Here is a 17,122-nt window from a genome sequence, read left to right as displayed (position 1 = left end):
TGCTCTCTTCAAATGTACAGTACTGCCACTACATCACGCGCTTAAACAGCTTCTCCAGATCATAGGAAGAAAAGGAGACGACTATCGGCCGTCCATGCGGGCAGGTATAAGGCTGGCGGCAGGCCGCTAGCCGGGAGAGCAGCGATTCCACTTCCAGCTCTGTGAGCTTCTGGTTAGCCTTGATCGAGGCTTTGCAGGAGCAGAGAATAGAGGATTTCTCGCGCAGCTTGGCGAGGTCAATGGACCGTTCGCTCAGCACCCACTCCGCCATCTCCTCGATGACCGCCTTCTCGTCACCTTCCGGGAACCAGTACGGCAAGGAACGGACCAGGAAAGTCTGTCCGCCGAAATGCTCAAGAAATACTCCCGCCTGCTGGAACCAGTGCAGCCGTTCGCTGAGCTGTCTGCTCTCCGAAGGCGTGAATTCCAGCGTGATCGGCAGCAGCAGCTCCTGCGATGCGTCTTCCGGCTTGCCGAATTTCTCATAGTAGAATTCATAATTCACCCGTTCATGCGCAGCGTGCTGGTCAATCAGATACAGACCGCTGTCATTCTGGGCGATAATATACGTTCCGTGATGCTGGCCGATATAATTCAGCTCGGGAAATTGCGGGAGTCCTGTGTCTTCGCTTCCGGCAGGAGCAACCGCAGGGGCGTATAACTCCTCTGCGGTTGGCATTTGTCCCCGGTCAGCCGCAGCTGCCTGCGGGCGGTAGCTGTCGCGCGGACGGGATGACGGCTGTGCTGCGGTCCCGTTCCGGTAAGGTGCAGGCGGCATGGTACCGCCGCCGTAAGCTGCAGCCGTCTCCCTGGTCTGAGACTGCGGCGGCAGAGAATTGCCGCCGCTTGGATAACGCTGCGGAGCCCCGGCAGCGGCCCCACCGCCGAACAGCGGAGCACTGCTGCCGGTTAGCGGGGCTGCGCCGCCGGGAAACGGAGCAACATTGTTCCCTCCCGGACGCGGCTGGCTGCTGCCTCCCTGCAGAGCATCAGCAGGCATCCCTTGGCCGGGACCGCGGCCAGCGGAAGCATCTGCAGGGTTAGATGGCTCAGCACCTTGCTGCGGAGCTCCCGGAACCGCCCCTTTGGAAAAGGCGAACTGCTCCTGAATGAAGGAGCTGCTATTCTTGCCCCCGATAATTTCCTTGGTTGGACGTGGTATCAGGCTCTGTCCCATGAGCAGGCTGCGGATCTGCTGCTCCACGAATGCATACAGCTCGGTCTCCTTGCTGAAACGGACCTCCAGCTTAGCCGGATGCACGTTGACATCGACCAGTGACGGATGCATGTCGAGCTGCAGCACCAGCAGCGGATAACGGTTAATCGGCAGCAGCGTATGATACGCACGCATGATCGCGGCATTCAGTCCGTTGCTGCGGATATAGCGTCCGCCGACAATCGTCGTTACGGCATTACGGTTCGAACGCGTCCATTCCGGACGGCTGATATAACCGGAGATCTTATAATCCGGGTCTTCAGCCGCGACCGGCAGCATCGCCTTGGCGGCGGAGGTGCCGTACACGGCGGCAATAACCTGCAGCAGATCGCCGTTGCCCAGCGTATGCAGCAGCTGATTGCTGTTATGCTGCAAGGTGAATGAGATATCCGGATGTGCCAGCGCCATGCGGTACATCGCATCCGAAATATGGCCCAGCTCCGTCTGGATGCTCTTCATATACTTCAGCCGTGCCGGGGTATTATAGAACAATTCCCGTACGGTGAGATCACTTCCCCGGCCGGAAGGCGCATCCTCACTCAGGATCAGCTTCCCGCCCTCAATCTCCAGCAGCCGTCCCTTCCCGTCATCACCGCTGGCAGTCAGCAGGGTTAGCTTCGATACCGCCGCGATACTCGGCAGTGCCTCCCCCCGGAACCCGAGGCTGGTGATCAGGAACAGATCACGGCCGTTGGCGATTTTGCTCGTTGCATGGCGGTAAAAGGCCGTCTCGCAATCCTCCGGCTCTATGCCGGAGCCATTATCCTTGACGCGGATGCTTTGCAGTCCGCCCTCTTCCACAGAGACTTCGATACGTGTGCTTCCCGCATCAATCGCGTTCTCCACAAGCTCTTTCACTACAGATGCAGGACGCTCCACTACCTCTCCGGCAGCAATCTGGTTGGCAATATGCTCGTCCAGCACATGAATCTTGGCCATATTCGTTCACCCCGCAATTTATAAATAATGTAGCTGCAAACTCATATTGATGTCTGAATAAGCCCGGTAAAATCTTAATTAGCCCACTCGCTTATATACTCTCAGGCTTATAGCTCCCTGGCCTTCATCTTCAGTTCATTAAGCAGACCCATCGCCTGCAGCGGTGTCATATTCATCAGATCCGCACCCTGTACAGCTGAGATCAGCTCTTTCAGGAGCGGATTTTCTTTGGCTGCCGGTGCTGCGACCCCGCCTTTGCGGTTCTTGCGGGGCTCGTCCTCACCAAATATAGAGAGCTGTACAACCTCATTGTCCTCTTCCTCCGCAGGGGAAGCAAGTGTAACAGCTGCTTCCTGCTGAGCCGCAGCCATGGAAACCACAGCCCGGTTCTCCTGAATCACAGGTCCGGAACGGTCATTATAGTCCGTACCGTAGTTCAGCGGCACGCTGCCCGGTGGAGATGCCTGTTCGATGCTCTGAAGCAGGCCGTACGCGCGGTCGATGATACCTTCCGGCAGTCCGGCCAGTCTCGCACAGTAAATCCCGTAGCTGCTGTCCGCCGCTCCCGGCACAAGCTTGCGCAGGAAGTTGACCTTGTCCCCGCTCTCCTGCACCGCCATGGAATAGTTGCGGAGTCCGCTCAGACTCTGCTCCAGATGAGCCAGCTCATGGAAATGCGTCGATACCAGCGCCTTGCAGGCGATAGTATCATGCACGTATTCAATCACCGCCTGGGCGATCGCCATACCTTCACTGGTCGAGGTCCCCCGGCCCAGCTCGTCAATGATGATCAGGCTGCGGGCCGTAGCCTTTTCGGTCATGACCTGGATATCGGCCATCTCCACCATGAAGGTACTCTGGCCGCCGATCAGGTCATCCGCTGCTCCGATCCGCGTGAAGATGCGGTCAATCAGCGGAACCTCAGCACTGGATGCCGGCACGAAGCAGCCGATCTGGGCCATGATGCAGATTAGCGCAACCTGGCGCATGTACGTGCTTTTGCCTGCCATATTCGGTCCGGTAATCAGCAGGATATTGCCCTCATCCTTGCTGAGCGTGCTGCCGTTCGCAATAAACGCGGAATCCTTCAGCACTGCCTCAACCACCGGATGGCGCCCGCCTTCGAGTCGCAGGTCATAGCTGTCGGACAGCTTAGGCTTCACGAAACGGTGCTCTGCACTAACCGCCGCGAGACATTGATACACATCAATCTCGGCTACCTTCTCAGCAAGCGCCTGCAGCCGGGGAACCTGGGCGCTAATCCGCTCGCGCAGCTCGGTAAACAGGCTGTACTCCAGGTCTGTCATTTTGTCCTGGGCCTCCAGGATCAGCGCTTCCTTCTCCTTCAGCTCCGGGGTAACATAACGCTCGGCATTGGCCAGCGTCTGTTTCCGTTCATATCTGCCTTCCGGAAGTGCAGACAGATTGGAGCGGGTAATTTCAATATAATAGCCGAAGATTTTGTTATAGCCGATCTTCAGGGATTTGATGCCCGTCGCCTGGCGTTCCTTCGCTTCCAGCTCGGCAATCCAGCGTTTGCCGCTGCTGCTGGCTTCACGCAGCTCGTCCAGCCGCTCATGATATCCGCCGCGGATAATTCCGCCGTCACGGACAGATACCGGAGCATCCTCAACAATGGCCCGTTCGATATCCTCGCGGAGCTCTGCGCACTCATCCATGGACGTGCCGATCTCCCGCAGGGTGGCCGAACCGGATGTCAGGCACATCTCCTTCAGCGCCGGAATCTGCGCCAGCGACAGCTTCAGGGCGTTCATATCCCGACCGTTGGCGCTGCCGAAGGCAATCCGTCCGACGAGCCGCTCCAGATCATAGATTTCTTTCAGTGCGCCGCGCAAATCCTCACGGACGATAAACTGGTTATACAAATAGTCGACAGCTTCGAGGCGGCGTTCAATCGGCGCACGCTGCAGAAGCGGCTTGTCGATCCGGCGGCGCAGCAGACGCCCGCCCATCGAGGTTTCGGTGCGGTCGAGTAGCCAGAGCAGCGAGCCTTTTTTGGAGCGCTCCCTTACGGTTTCGGTCAGCTCCAGATTGCGCCGGGTGAACGGATCAAGAATCATATAATTTCCGGGCTCGTAGGGGGAAATCTGGGTTAGCTGCCCAAGTGACCGGCGCTGGGTCTCGCTGAAATAAGAGATCAGCAGCGCCAGACAGCGGCCGCGTTCCTTCTCCAGCCGTACCCATGCCGCTTCGCCGAACTGGCGGCGGGCCAGTCCTTCCTCCTGCTTGTCCCACGGTGTATAAACTACTGGCTTAGCCAGCAGGGAGGCTTCACTGCGCAGCTGCTCCAGGAGCGCCTCGTCCCCGATAATCTCTGCCGGCTCATAGATGCCGATCTCATCCCGCAGCCATTCGGTGCTGGAGAGTACAGAGGTGACATACAGCTCACCTGTTGTTAAATCGCAGGCAGCCAGTGCCGTCATTCCATCTTCCTCAGTCACACAGACGAGGTAATTGTTGCTTTTGTCCGTTATAATTTTGCCGTCCATCACGGTGCCCGGTGTAACTACGCGGACGATATCGCGGCGGACCATCCCTTTGGTCACCGCAGGATCATCGAGCTGCTCGCAGATAGCGACCTTGTAGCCTTTCTCGATCAGGCGCTGTATGTACCCCTCGGCAGCATGATGCGGCACTCCGCACATTGGAATCTTTTCGCCGACCCCGCCATCACGGCCTGTTAGTGTAATCTCTAGCTCCTTCGAGGCAAGCAAGGCATCCTCAAAGAACATTTCATAGAAATCGCCCAGACGAAAGAAAAGGAAAGCGTCTTTTGCCCCTTCCTTCACTTTTAAATACTGCTGAATCATCGGCGTATAGTTTGCCATCGTCTACCTCCATGCCTACTTCATACTGTTCTCTATTATAGCAGAAACTTCCCTCTCAAAGTTACCCGCTGCCTCTTCCGGTCTCCTGCTAAAACCTGGTGTGCAGATTTTCCGGCGGCTGGCAGCAGCTTTTATCCCGGTAATAAAGCATTTATTCTATATTATGATCTATGCAATCGGCTGTACACTCTCTCTTATGTAAGGAGGAATAATCGTGATAAGTAAGCTCAATAAGGCTGACCGCTTCCCGCTGATGACAATGCTGCACAAAGACCCTATACTTCATATGTTTATTGTCGGGATGTGGAGAATTGCGGGTTCGAACGGGATTTCATGGAGCTGTGGGGGGGAGATGGATGAACCGGCCCGGACGGATCAAAGCGGTAATGCTGCCGTTCTATGGAAGCTTTTTTCCGTATGCGGAGGTTCTTTTGACGTGGAAGGGTTCGCGGAGCTGGTGAGAAAGAGCGGGAAGTCCGAAATGCTCTCGGGTTCATCACACGTACTGCGGGAGTTCGGCCAAGTGCCGGACTGCCAAGGTTTAGCCACAGAGGTGGTTGCCCGCTTATGCGCTGATGTGCTGATGTGCTGGAAGAGGGCAAGACGGATGAATCTGCAAAAAGCTGGGGTTCACCGATATCGGCACCTGGTCCGTGCTGTACAAATAGGAAACCGGAGCCCACTCTTTGAGAAGGGTAGTCCTTCCTGTTTAAGAGGCCGCTATAAAGCGGAATGATAGTGGAGTTTATAAAGCCGTGATCCAGTGAATCCCCAAAATCCTGCACATTATACAACATTTCGCTCATCATTGCGGTCTCAATCCAAAATTGTTGTAGAAAAGGCAGTATTTCGCCTTCTCCTTACAGCCTAGAGGGATGAATTCCTGTATTTCATACAACAATCTTCCGCACAGACAGCTATTTGGGAATCAACGTTGCATAATGTACAACATTTTAAGTCTGACAGTGCTAACTAAATAAGTCTCCAAGCTACCAGCATCGATTCAGGTGTGGATGTGACGTATTCTGCTGGACCCGCAGCGATTGTCCGGTAACTGAATAGACCGCTTCTCGCTAAAAGAAAACAGACAGCCGCCGTTATACAGACAGCTTCTATTGAAAAGTATCTTCCGGCCCGGCCGGGCGCGCCCCGGAGACTGACGGGGCGCTGCCGCACCACAAGCCGCGGATATCACGCGACTCATCCCAGGTCTGCTGCGCGGCTATAGAGCGCAGCAGAGGATCTATGTAGCTGGCGGCGGCTGCGTAGCCGCCCAGCGCGCGAAGCTGCGCCTCCAGGGGAGGCCAGGCTTCGCGGAGCGGTTGCTTGTCGCCGCTGTAGAAGGCGGCATGCAGCTTCTCCCGGTCGAGCGGACGCAGCGGCAGCTCTTCATAATGGCTCACGATCAGGTGAGCCAGGCAGACCGCGCCTTTGGCGATGACCGGGGACACCAGGAAGCTCGGCAGTGTCCGGTATTCGAAGCCGCCATGCGGCTGCCGCCGGAAATCGCCGAGCACGCCATAGCGGGGACGCCGGGCCGCAGCCCGGACGTCCTCGAGCAGCAGCATGGGCAGCGCGAGATAGTTGTCGAGCGCACGCAGCAGCGGCGCGCACAGCGTCACGCCGCTGAAGTGCAGGTGGCCGCCTAGGGCCCAGCCCCGCAGCGGCATGCCTCCCGCCCGCCAGCGGAGCGAGCGGTCGGCGATGAGCCGGTCCGCCTCGCGCGCGGCGGACATCAGCTGCGCCAGCAGCGCGCGCGGTTCCCCGCGCGGCGCAGGGCGCAGCTCCGCCACCGGGAACACGCCGCGCGTTCCCGGGGGTCCGGCGTCGCAGCCCGCGGCGCCGTCCATGGGCAGGTACCGCGACGCCGGCACGACGCGGCCCGTGGACTCCCGGAGCAGCAGGAACTCCGGGTCCATACCCATAAGCAGCCCGGCACGGCCTGGCTGCTCAAGGGCAAGGGAACGGGCCAGCTCCCGCGAGGCTGCACGGTACGGCTCAGGCAGCGGCTTGCCGGGAACCGGCATCAACGGAGTAATGCCCGTCACCACATAACGCCGCCCGCCCATGGCCCGCAGCTCCACCTCGCCGCTATCCAGCCCCAGGCTGTAAAGCGCCCGGACCGCCGTTACACGGACTGCTCCAGCCACCCCGCGCATCTCACTTACGCCACCCGCTCCGCCATAGCTGTTCCCGCTATTACCTCTGGCACCCGTTCCCTCATAGCTGTTCTCGTCACGCCCTTCAATTTCCGCTCCGCCATAACTGTTCCCGCTATCACTTCCGGCACCCGTTCCACCATAACCGCGCTCACCATACTCAGCAGCGCCTGCTACACCAGTACCATTCCCGCCATCCCTGCCGCCACCCGCTCCTGCTCCATTAACCCTGTTCCCGCTCGCGCCAGCACCCGCTCCGCCATACCCGCCCTCTCCTATCACCGGCCCCAAAAAAGCAGCATTCATAGCCGCCCCTGCACCCAGAGGCTGGCACTCCAGCACAGCCAGATTGAAAATAACCACCCGGTAGTGCTGCCTGTAACTTGCGGGGTCTTGTCCATGGGAATATGTATGACTCTCTCTTGCATCCTTCCGCCGTGCTGGTCTGCCTATAGCCCCGGGGTCCGCTTCAATCCCGCAGCGGCGGAGTCTGCGCATAATCTGCTCCGGTGCCAGCTGAAGGAATAAGTTAAGCCCTTCGTTCATCCTTATGCCACCGCCCATCCGAAATTCTTCATGCCGCGCCTACAGCTGCATCATCCTTCATAACCGGATAGCCCGCCCTTCTGCAGTACGCAGACGAAGCTTTTGGTGCTGAAACCTAACCCCAAAATATTTTAAAAAAAAGAGGGCATTCGCCCTCTACGCCGCTGCCCTCTCATCATATAATGGATCATAACCCAACACAGTAACAGAAAGGCAGCGGCGTATTCCTTCCTTACAGCTCATCATCCAGGGCGTCAGGGTCCAGATCATCGTAATCAAAACTCTCGCCGTCAAAATCATAATCCTTGTCTTCCAGATCATCACTCTGATCGCTGACATACACGCGGACCTTGGTCTCAGCCACCAGCTCCGCCTCGAACTCCCGTTCCACCCGGAGCGTCACACTGCCGCCGCCCGGCGATACCCCGGCTTCCACACAATTGGGTTCCTGCGTTGCCTCCGCAGAGACCTGTGCCGTGGAAGCACGGTGTCTCGGGTCCAGATACGACAATGGAATAAGCTCCACATAGGAGACCGTTTCCTTGGCAACCTCGGTCTGCTTGTTTTTGTCGTACGAGTACCAGATGTTCACATCATAAGTACCGATTACTTCGATTCCGTTCCCGGCGGCAACCGCTTCGTACTGGTGGTTGATAATCCAAGCCCCCAGAATACTAGTCGGATGATGTGGCGGAGTCACGGTATGGGTTGCGGTAGAGAACTTACGACCTTTGCCGCAAATTGCCTTCGTAATGATCTCCCTTGTTTGACGTTTATGGCTTAATGACATCTTTGAACCTCCTCCATACAATCATTCACTATCAAGTGTATGCACGTTCTGGGCATTTGTTGATTGTTAGAGTAGAAATAAATTTGGGTAAGCCCTCATGAGAGTCTAATTAAGCCTCCTGCTTCATTTTATTGCTGAAATTAGCCAGTTATGAGTCCCGCTTCCGAAAAAAACAAAAGGCAGCCCTTCCCCAAAATATGGGGAACCGCTACCTTTTTTTCGTTTTACGATATTGCACCCTGTGCTTATTGCGGAATTACACGCACAATCCCCAATTGCCTGTGACGGCTCAGATCAATGAAATCGTCATCGATATTCACCAGGGGACGCAGCGGATCATGGGCAAGAATCATGATGATTTTGCCGATTCGTCCGTCTGTGAGCAGTACCTCATTGCCGATCATCGATTGCATCAGCTTGTTGATGAACACACTGCAGATATAAGGGTCCAGCTTGCCGTAGACATTATCGTCCATCTGCCTGAGCACCTCATACAAAGGGGCGGCCGTGCGGTAGAAGCGGTCTGAGGTCATCGCATGAAAAATATCCGCCACAGCGACAATTTTGCTGAAATCGGTAATCCGGTGCCCCAGCACCCCGAAGGGGTAACCGCTGCCGTCCATCCGTTCATGATGCTGCAGCGCAACAAGCGCCTGCATGTGAGTGGTGCCCACGGTATCCCGGATCATTTCATATCCAAAGGTGGTATGCTTCTTCATCAGCGCATATTCTTCCTCACTCAGCGGACCGGGTTTGGCGAGAATTTCAGCCGGAATCATAATTTTGCCGATATCATGAAGAGTCGCTGCGATGGTCAGCATGCTTAGCTCGTCCGGCTTCAGCTTCAGCCATTTGCCTAGCAGCGTGGAGATAATACCAACCGCAACATTATGCCTGTATGTATAATCATCCTTGGACTGCAGTGCAGCCAATATTCCGTAGAAATCGTTCTTCTCACTTACCTGCTGGATAAAAGGAATGACTTCATTTCTGAGCTCTATCATCGGCAGCCTTTTGGTCTTGGTATAGCGGAGCTGGTCAAAAATGCTCTCCATCGCTGCTGTGCAGTCATCCACGGCCAGCTGATAGAATGCCGCATTGTCCAGCTGAAGCACATCATGCGGCTCCAGGAGGATCTTGTGCTGGGAGATCAGCCGGATATGTTCCCCGCTTAATAAGGTCATCGCCGGCAGAACAAACACACCGCTATGATTAAAAAGGTTGGCTGCAAGCTGTTTGCCGATATATTGTTCATTGCTGTTGTTCATGTTCCTCACCTGCCAGTGCAGCCGTCCACCGGAGTGAACCGCTGCTGTAATTGGAAGCATCGCGGCCTCATCTACAATCTTATCCTGAAATGTGTTTCTCTGTCCCGAACAGAAAATGAACATAACTATAGAGATAAGCTCACTTTAAGTGCTTATATATCTTATCGTTAATTCACACCGTAATGTTAATACCTGAGACATATTTACCTTCCTGCTCAAGCATTTCCCTTTGCGGGCAGCTTGTCCTTCACCGGCCTTGGATCGACCGGACTTTTATAGCGTTTGGCAATTTTGAGATAGAGCGCAAGCTCCCGGCATAACTGCAGAATAGCGGAGCGGATCTCGAATACCTCACGGGAATCCGGGAGCTCCATCTGCTGAAACTCCTGCTGCAGATCATCCAGCAGCTTCTCGGTCCGGCCCGTATATTCCTCAGCCAGCACATCGCCGCTAAGCTGATCGAACAGCTCCGCAACCATATCACCATGCGGCAGCTGGCGGTATACCTGAGAGAGAAGCTGCATCATATTCTGGATTGACTCCAGCTGCTCCTTGCGCATGTAGAAGTACACATTCCAGGCTTCATCCGGATGGATCACATGATTCTCCATCTCCCTTGAAGCCGCGGTCAGACCCTTCTGCACCGCTTCACCGGCTCCGATCAGTTCCTTTCCGTCCCATACATAAGCGGGATCACGCAGGGTTCTGGCAATCTGCCGGAAGATAACCGAGAAATAGCCGTCCACCTCTTTGCGGATACCGGCAATCATGTCTCCGGTCTGCGGCATATAGATGAAGTTGACGAGTCCGGCCGAACCCAGGCCGATAATCAGCAGCTCAATCTGCTGCAGCAGGATGTGAACGGTAATGTCAGCTTGTCCAAAAACACGGAACACAATAACGGAGCTGGTGACAATCCCCTCTTTGAAGCCGGATTTGACGATAAGCGGGAAGCCGAACAGTACATAAAGTCCAAGAACCCAATAATGAAAGCCCAGGGTGAAAAAGAGAATACAGCCCAAAAAGAGTCCCACCAGCGAGGCGAAGAAGCGTGCCGTGATCGTGCGGAGACTCCTTTTGCGCGTTGTTTCCACCCCGAGAATGGCCAGCAGTCCCGCGCTTTGCGCATTGGGAATACCTGCGGCGGCTGCCAGCAGAATGGACAGCAGAGTTGCAGCCGCCGTTTTGATAATACGAAATCCCATGTTAATACCTCTCCTACAAAGTTCAGCTTCAATATTCAGGTAAAGATATAGTCATGGTACAAGATTTTGCCGGGAGACACAATATTACATTATTCTACCTCCGCGACAATAACAGCTTCTCCACATATACAACAAGCTGATACATGGCTGTAGCCACCGCGGCGATGATAAGCAGACTGGACATGACGAGCGTGAAATTGAATACCTGAAAGCCATAGATAATCAGATAACCCAGCCCCGATTTGGCTACCAGAAATTCCCCTACAATGACTCCGACCCAGGACATCCCGACATTCACCTTCAGCGTGGAGACCACCGTAGGGAAGGACGCCGGAAGAATCACCTTGTTAAATTCCTGTACTCTGGAAGCGCCGAATGAACGGACAACCTTAACCAGATTCGGGTCCACACTGCAAAAGCTGTTGTACACCACCAGAGTGGTAATAATCACCGTAATGGATAACGTGGTGACCACAATCGCGGTGAACCCTGCGCCGAACATAACAATGAAGATCGGACCCAGCGCCACCTTCGGCATACTGTTGAAGACGACCATATAAGGATCAAGTACGGCAGACAGAAAAGGCGACCACCAGATGATCACAGCCAGCAGCGTCCCAAGCAGGGTTCCGAGAATAAAGCCGACTACTGTCTCTCCTACAGTCATCCCCAGATGCGGCCAAAGACTGCCGCTGACCATGTCATCCCAAATTTGCTGGAACACTTTCGTCGGGTAGCTGAAGAGCAGTTCATCAATCCAGCCCAGCCTGGCCCCCGCTTCCCAGAGCACAAAGAACAGGATCAGGATACTGCTTCTTACGATCAGAACCTGAGTCTTGCGGCGCAGCTTCTTCTTCCTGTAGTCCGCATGCTTTTGTTCCAGCCAAAGTGCACGGGATGCCGCCACTTCTGCGGGCAATTCCGTCTTCACACGCCTTCCCTCCCTGCCAGCTCCATTTCCTTCCACACTTCATGAAAAAGCTCCGCGAATCCGGGCAAGTCCCGCGCATACAGCGGCGGGGTACTGCGGATGGCTTCCGGAACCTGAAAAATCCTGCGGATCCTTCCCGGATTCCGCTGGAGCAGAATGACCCGGCTGCTGACGGCGATTGCCTCAGACAGGTCGTGAGTAACCAGAATAGCCGTTGTTCCCCGGCGCATCAGCGTCTCCGAGACCAGATCCTCCAGCTGCAGCTTAATCTGGTAATCCAGCGCGGAGAACGGTTCATCCAGCAGCAGCAGGCCGGGATCTGTCGCCAGCGTCCGCACCAGAGCGACGCGCTGGCGCATTCCGCCCGAGAGCTGAGCCGGAAAGGCAAGCTCCTTGCCCGCAAGCCCCATATCGGCCAGCAGCTGCAGGGTTTTGCTGCGCGACGCTTCATCCAGCCTTCCGGTCAGCTCCAGGCCAAGCAGTGCATTATCCTGAATGCTCCTCCAGGGAAACAGATAATCCTGCTGCAGCATATAGCCTACTTCAGGAGACGGCCCAGCCGCAGAGCGTCCGCTGAGCAGAACTTCGCCCCGCGAGGGCCGCAGCAGCCCGGCAATGATCGACAGCAGCGTCGTCTTGCCGCAGCCGCTGGGCCCGACGAGGCTGACGAACTCACCCTGGCCCACGCTGAGATTGAAATCCTCGATCGCAAGCGAAGCCTCGCGGTCTCCCAGATAGGCGTGCGTGATTTCCTTCAACTCCACTACTGGAAGCATATCAGCCCTCCTAAAAGTTTGTGAGCATTACTTCTCACGATTCTGCATCGAACAAACTAGCTTCGTAAGCATCAACTTAGTTTTGCGTAAAAATCACATCTTCGATTCTTCTCTGCAGCAAAACTAGCTTCGGAAGCATCAACTTAGTTTGTGAGCATTACTTCACACGATTTTGCTTCGAACAAACTAGCTCCGGAAGCATCACAACCCTACTTAATGCTGCTCTCCGCTTTTTCAGCAAAAGTGTTATCAACAATCTTACCCGAAGGGACACGTTCCTTCAGCTCACCGGCGTTGTCGATCACATCAAGCAGATTGTTCCATTCTTTATCATCAATAACCGGGTTTACCGCATAAGTGTCCTGTTCTTTATAGCGGCTGATGGCGGAGACGACAATATTACGGTCCGTTTTATCAAAATAAGGCATAACCGCATCAGCGATTTCTTCCGCGCTATGATCCTTCACCCACAATTGTGCACGCTGGATGGCATTGGTGAATTTCTGCACTGTGTCTTTGTTTTTGCTGATGTAGCTCTCCTTGCACATGAACACGGTATACGGGAGATAACCGCTCTCTACGCCAAATGAAGCGACAACCTGGCCCCTTCCTTCACTCTCGAAGATCGATGCCTGCGGTTCAAACAGCTGTACATAATCCCCTGTCCCGGAAGCAAAAGCACCGGCAATATTGGCAAAGTCAATATTCTGAATCAGCGTCAAGTCCTTAGCAGTGTCAATCCCCTTGTTCAGCAGAGTAAATGCGCCGGCCATTTGCGGCATGCCGCCTTGCCTTTGGCCCAGGAAAGTTGACCCTTTGACTTTGTCCCATGTGAAAGTACTGTCCGGTGTACGTGCAAATAAGAATGTTCCATCCCGCTGCGTGAGCTGGGCAAAATTAATCACAGGGTCATCCGCCCCCTGCTGATATACATAAATCGAAGTTTCCGAACCGACAAGCGCTACATCTATAGCTCCGGAGAGCAGTGCCGTCATCGTTTTATCCCCGCCCGGTATGGTCTGCAGCTCCACATCCAGCCCTTCATCCTTGAAGAAATTCTGGGACAACGCCACATACTCCGGCGCATAGAACACGGAGCGGGTAACCTCACCGATCTTCACCTTCACTACAGCCGAATCACCGCCACACCCGGCGAGTACTGTGAAACACGTGACAATCATCATGAGCGACAATGACAGTTTTTTCTTGAGATTCATCTTCATTCTCCTTTCTTCCCGGGTCTTTCGCCCTTGCTCTATGCATATGCGGTTGCCCGCCGAAAGGTTAAAGACCTGTATTGCTATCGTTTGCACAAAAAATCCGCGTTATCTAAAGCGATTTGAATATTTTTTCGGCAGTTTTTTCGGATAAGGATTAATCCAATGCTCATATCAGACAATAAAACAGACTAAATCAAAGAATTTAAGCGATAAATCCAGATTTCTATGGTCAAGACCGATCCTATGGATGTTTATCACAATATTCAGCTTGTGCAAACGTTTTACCAAAAGTGGAATTTCCAATAAGATGTAACAATAAAGCGCTTACGAATTTACATATTTTAATGAAGCAAAATATCCTGAATGCCTGAAAGGAGTTTTAATTCTATGTCTCGTTCTTCATCAGTTATGCTAACAACCCGTATACTGCATGCCTTAGCAATCACTGGTCTGGCTGCGGTGCTGCTGGCCGGTTGCAGCAGTACTGAGAGCACAGGCGGAAATCATGCTGCGGGTGTCTCATCGTCACAACCTTCCTCCCCCGTTCACAGTACAGAACCGCAATCAGGGGCAGGGATACAGAACAACAGCGCTGTACAACCTGGCGCTAATCCGAAGGCAGCTGTAGACGAGCAGCCTTCCACCGTATTTTATGAAATATTCGTCCGCTCCTTCTACGATTCAGACGGGGATGGTATCGGTGATCTGCAGGGGATCACGGAGAAACTGGATTATTTGAATGACGGCGACCCGGGGACCCATGAGGATCTCGGTGTAGGAGGAATATGGCTGATGCCGGTTAATCCCTCGCCCAGCTATCACGGGTATGATGTAACCGATTACCGGAGCATTAATCCGGACTATGGAACACTCGAAGATATGCAGACACTGATCAAGGAGGCACATAAACGGGGCATCAAGGTAATTATGGATCTGGTGGTGAACCATACGTCCAAGGCTCATCCCTGGTTTGTGGATTCAGCCAGGAATCCAGGCAGCCCATACCGCAGCTGGTATATCTGGGCCGAAGATCAGAACCGCCCGGTCAGTGGAACCAGTGCTGCCGGCAGCGGCAGTCCGTGGCATGCTCTGCGGGGAAGCCATTATATGGGGACTTTCTGGGAGGGAATGCCTGATCTCAACTTCGATAATCCTGAGGTCCGCCGGGAAATGAAGAGCATCGGAACCTATTGGCTGGAACAAGGCGTCGACGGGTTCCGTCTGGATGCTGCAAAGCATATTTATGAGGATCTTCTTTCGGACAAAAGTACGGCGACAACAGCCAAGAATGTAGCCTGGTGGCAGGAATTCCGCACAGCCATGAACGAGGTGAATCCGCAGGCTTATATCGTGGGTGAGGTCTGGGAGAATTCCGCTGTATCCGTAGGGGCCTATCTAGATCAGGCCTTCAATTCCGGATTTAACTTCGGGCTTGCTGAAACGCTGGTCCATTCGGCTCAAACGGAGAAGGACAGCGGAGCCGCGTTCACCCTGGAACGGACATACAAACTGTATTCTCAAATCTCAGGCGGTGCTTTCACAGATGCGATTTTCCTGACCAATCATGATCAGAACAGGGTCATGAGCCAGCTTGAGAATCAGCCAGATCATGCCGCAATGGCGGCAGCAATGCTGCTGACCCTGCCGGGTAATCCATTTATCTATTATGGGGAAGAGATCGGACTGCTGGGTGTGAAGCCGGATGAAGGCATCCGTGAGCCCATGAAATGGACGCCGGACGGAGGGGATACAGGTCAGACTTCGTGGGAGCCGGGCAGCAATAACGCTGCGAATCCCGGGGCCGATGTAGAGAGCCAGCAAAAGCGCAGGGATTCACTGCTGGTGCGCTACCGCGAGCTTATTCAGCTGCGGGAAGAGGTGCCGGCCCTGCGAGACGGGGACATACGTGATTACCCTTCCGGGAACGGGGGAATTATGGCTTATGAACGGATAACCGCCGGACAGCAGGTCCTTGTTATTCATAACTTAACGGGATCGGCACAGACGATGCAGCTTCATAGCGGAACTGGAGGCATTACATACGCTGGTATCCTCCGGTCAGTTGGCGGCAAGGCTGCACTCGGCAGCGGCGGACTCACGCTTCCTGCTTACACAACAGTTATTCTGGAGTACAAATCGGAGTAGAATGCATGACCCACTCATAAAAGGCGCAGCACAGCTCCGCCTTCGTGAGCGGGGCGGCGATCAGATAGTCCCGCGCGGGCTCGGCGCTCATCCGCAGGAGCCAGCCGCCAGAAGCGTTCTCAAAATATGAAGCCTGCTGAAGGCTCCAGCCGCTGCCGGCACGGGAGCATAACCGCAGTTCTCCGGTCATTTCCGGGCCTAACATAACCTTGGCCAGTTCAGTTGAACTGGCCAAATCACCTGTCTCCTCCCCCAGGTACTCAGCCAGCATACACAAACTGCAGGACCCTGCTTGTTGTTTAATCTCCTCATACCTGCTTCTGGACAGGAAGAGTGCCGGAACAGACACCATGCGGGTCTCTGCATATTCAAAGCAATTAAAAAGATAATAACAGGCCCGCTTCATCTCACTTGGCTCCTTCAATTCATAACCGAAGGGGTCTTCTTCCAGTATACCGGTAACAACTATTTTATCTTTATGTATTTGCATGCATACATCCTGCGAAGATTCGCCTTCCATGTACTTCACCCTGCATATTCCAACTGCACCAGAGACGGTCTGCAGAATATCCGCCACCACTTTACGCTCTGTTTCACCGGGGAACAGAAACTGTGCTAAACAGATTACATCTTGAGTTTTCACATCCATATATCCTTCCCTATTCCCATAAATCTGAAATTTATTGTCAATGAGTGGCTTTCAAAAAACGGTAAAACTATAAAACTTGCAATCTTTATGTTATCATAAGCTAATTTTAAGGTAAAATTAAGAAATGCAGGGTAAGATCAATACCATGAAATACTTTTAGCGAGGTGATTTCAAAATGAGAATGCTCATCACATTTCAGAACAAGCTTGTACCAGTATATTTCACAACAGAAAACAAACAGCCTACCCAAAAAGTACTTCGACTGCTTAACAGCACACTGGAGCTCAAAATTCAAAAGGGAAAAAACGCCCTGCAGAAATGTTTGAATTCTCTGATCAGTATCGAAATTAAAGGCTCAGAAGCTATATTGCACAGTTATAGTGAAAATGATTCACTGGCTTTATCCCTCTATTAATAGAGGGATATTTT

At 53.9% G+C, this 17,122-nt stretch carries 13 protein-coding genes; 3 read left to right on the top strand and 10 right to left on the bottom strand.

Annotated features, from left to right (window positions below):
- Positions 1–28: 28 nt before the first annotated feature.
- Both mutL and mutS read right to left on the bottom strand, forming a co-directional pair.
- On the bottom strand, positions 29–2,155 hold the full coding sequence (gene mutL, locus NYE33_RS20900) for a DNA mismatch repair endonuclease MutL (RefSeq protein ID WP_341067361.1): 2,127 nt from the start codon (positions 2,153–2,155) through the stop codon (positions 29–31).
- A gap of 107 nt (positions 2,156–2,262) precedes the next feature.
- Positions 2,263–5,004 carry a DNA mismatch repair protein MutS gene (gene mutS, locus NYE33_RS20895; RefSeq protein WP_042137914.1) on the bottom strand — a complete coding sequence of 914 codons (2,742 nt, stop codon included), beginning with the start codon at positions 5,002–5,004 and terminating at the stop codon, positions 2,263–2,265.
- A gap of 214 nt (positions 5,005–5,218) precedes the next feature.
- Here mutS and NYE33_RS20890 point away from each other — a divergent pair, with 214 nt between their 5' ends.
- Complete coding sequence (locus tag NYE33_RS20890) at positions 5,219–5,740, top strand: hypothetical protein (RefSeq protein ID WP_042137916.1); 522 nt, start codon at positions 5,219–5,221, stop codon at positions 5,738–5,740.
- A 376-nt stretch (positions 5,741–6,116) separates the two neighbouring features.
- On the opposite strand, the gene NYE33_RS20885 is transcribed toward NYE33_RS20890, so the two are convergent.
- The 7 genes from NYE33_RS20885 to NYE33_RS20855 form a co-directional block, all read right to left on the bottom strand.
- On the bottom strand, positions 6,117–7,727 hold the full coding sequence (locus NYE33_RS20885) for a putative amidoligase domain-containing protein (RefSeq protein WP_083705279.1): 1,611 nt from the start codon (positions 7,725–7,727) through the stop codon (positions 6,117–6,119).
- A gap of 214 nt (positions 7,728–7,941) precedes the next feature.
- Positions 7,942–8,499 carry an outer spore coat protein CotE gene (locus NYE33_RS20880; RefSeq protein ID WP_039310097.1) on the bottom strand — a complete coding sequence of 186 codons (558 nt, stop codon included), beginning with the start codon at positions 8,497–8,499 and terminating at the stop codon, positions 7,942–7,944.
- A gap of 245 nt (positions 8,500–8,744) precedes the next feature.
- A complete protein-coding gene (locus tag NYE33_RS20875; protein WP_231575150.1) occupies positions 8,745–9,827 on the bottom strand; it encodes an HD-GYP domain-containing protein in 1,083 nt (360 codons plus the stop codon).
- Positions 9,828–9,982: 155 nt separating this feature from the next.
- Positions 9,983–10,972 (bottom strand): aromatic acid exporter family protein, encoded by a 990-nt coding sequence (locus NYE33_RS20870; protein WP_076242991.1) that lies wholly within the window; start codon positions 10,970–10,972, stop codon positions 9,983–9,985.
- A gap of 94 nt (positions 10,973–11,066) precedes the next feature.
- The gene (locus NYE33_RS20865; RefSeq protein WP_445669818.1) at positions 11,067–11,819 is read right to left on the bottom strand and encodes an ABC transporter permease; all 753 of its coding nucleotides are present in this window, start codon (positions 11,817–11,819) and stop codon (positions 11,067–11,069) included.
- 80 nt (positions 11,820–11,899) lie between these two features.
- Positions 11,900–12,679, bottom strand: coding sequence for an ABC transporter ATP-binding protein (locus NYE33_RS20860; RefSeq protein ID WP_341067356.1), 780 nt, complete (start codon positions 12,677–12,679; stop codon positions 11,900–11,902).
- 209 nt (positions 12,680–12,888) lie between these two features.
- Complete coding sequence (locus tag NYE33_RS20855) at positions 12,889–13,896, bottom strand: ABC transporter substrate-binding protein (protein WP_341067355.1); 1,008 nt, start codon at positions 13,894–13,896, stop codon at positions 12,889–12,891.
- 411 nt (positions 13,897–14,307) lie between these two features.
- On the opposite strand from NYE33_RS20855, the gene NYE33_RS20850 reads away from it, so the two are divergent.
- Positions 14,308–16,044, top strand: a complete 1,737-nt coding sequence (locus NYE33_RS20850; protein WP_340944982.1) for an alpha-amylase family glycosyl hydrolase — start codon at positions 14,308–14,310, stop codon at positions 16,042–16,044.
- Here NYE33_RS20850 and NYE33_RS20845 read toward each other — a convergent pair.
- Positions 16,019–16,687 (bottom strand): hypothetical protein, encoded by a 669-nt coding sequence (locus NYE33_RS20845; protein WP_340944980.1) that lies wholly within the window; start codon positions 16,685–16,687, stop codon positions 16,019–16,021. The two genes, NYE33_RS20850 and NYE33_RS20845, sit on opposite strands and share 26 nt — an antisense overlap.
- Before the next feature lie 181 nt (positions 16,688–16,868).
- Here NYE33_RS20845 and NYE33_RS20840 point away from each other — a divergent pair, with 181 nt between their 5' ends.
- Positions 16,869–17,108, top strand: a complete 240-nt coding sequence (locus tag NYE33_RS20840; protein ID WP_039310083.1) for a hypothetical protein — start codon at positions 16,869–16,871, stop codon at positions 17,106–17,108.
- The last annotated feature ends 14 nt before the right edge of the window (positions 17,109–17,122 follow it).

The sequence above is a fragment of the Paenibacillus sp. FSL R10-2199 genome (assembly GCF_038000235.1).
Classification (GTDB): Bacteria; Bacillota; Bacilli; order Paenibacillales; family Paenibacillaceae; genus Paenibacillus_AQ; species Paenibacillus_AQ phytohabitans.
This window is presented reverse-complemented; position numbering and strand designations above follow the sequence as displayed.

What these genes read in the sequence shown, in the direction of transcription:
- mutL (WP_341067361.1), bottom strand. Translation starts at nt 2,155, where the DNA reads ATGGCCAAGATTCATGTGCTGGACGAGCATATTGCCAACCAGATTGCT.
- mutS (WP_042137914.1), bottom strand. Translation starts at nt 5,004, where the DNA reads ATGGCAAACTATACGCCGATGATTCAGCAGTATTTAAAAGTGAAGGAA.
- NYE33_RS20885 (WP_083705279.1), bottom strand. Translation starts at nt 7,727, where the DNA reads ATGGGCGGTGGCATAAGGATGAACGAAGGGCTTAACTTATTCCTTCAG.
- NYE33_RS20880 (WP_039310097.1), bottom strand. Translation starts at nt 8,499, where the DNA reads ATGTCATTAAGCCATAAACGTCAAACAAGGGAGATCATTACGAAGGCA.
- NYE33_RS20875 (WP_231575150.1), bottom strand. Translation starts at nt 9,827, where the DNA reads ATGCTTCCAATTACAGCAGCGGTTCACTCCGGTGGACGGCTGCACTGG.
- NYE33_RS20870 (WP_076242991.1), bottom strand. Translation starts at nt 10,972, where the DNA reads ATGGGATTTCGTATTATCAAAACGGCGGCTGCAACTCTGCTGTCCATT.
- NYE33_RS20860 (WP_341067356.1), bottom strand. Translation starts at nt 12,679, where the DNA reads ATGCTTCCAGTAGTGGAGTTGAAGGAAATCACGCACGCCTATCTGGGA.
- NYE33_RS20855 (WP_341067355.1), bottom strand. Translation starts at nt 13,896, where the DNA reads ATGAATCTCAAGAAAAAACTGTCATTGTCGCTCATGATGATTGTCACG.
- NYE33_RS20850 (WP_340944982.1), top strand. Translation starts at nt 14,308, where the DNA reads ATGCTAACAACCCGTATACTGCATGCCTTAGCAATCACTGGTCTGGCT.
- NYE33_RS20840 (WP_039310083.1), top strand. Translation starts at nt 16,869, where the DNA reads ATGAGAATGCTCATCACATTTCAGAACAAGCTTGTACCAGTATATTTC.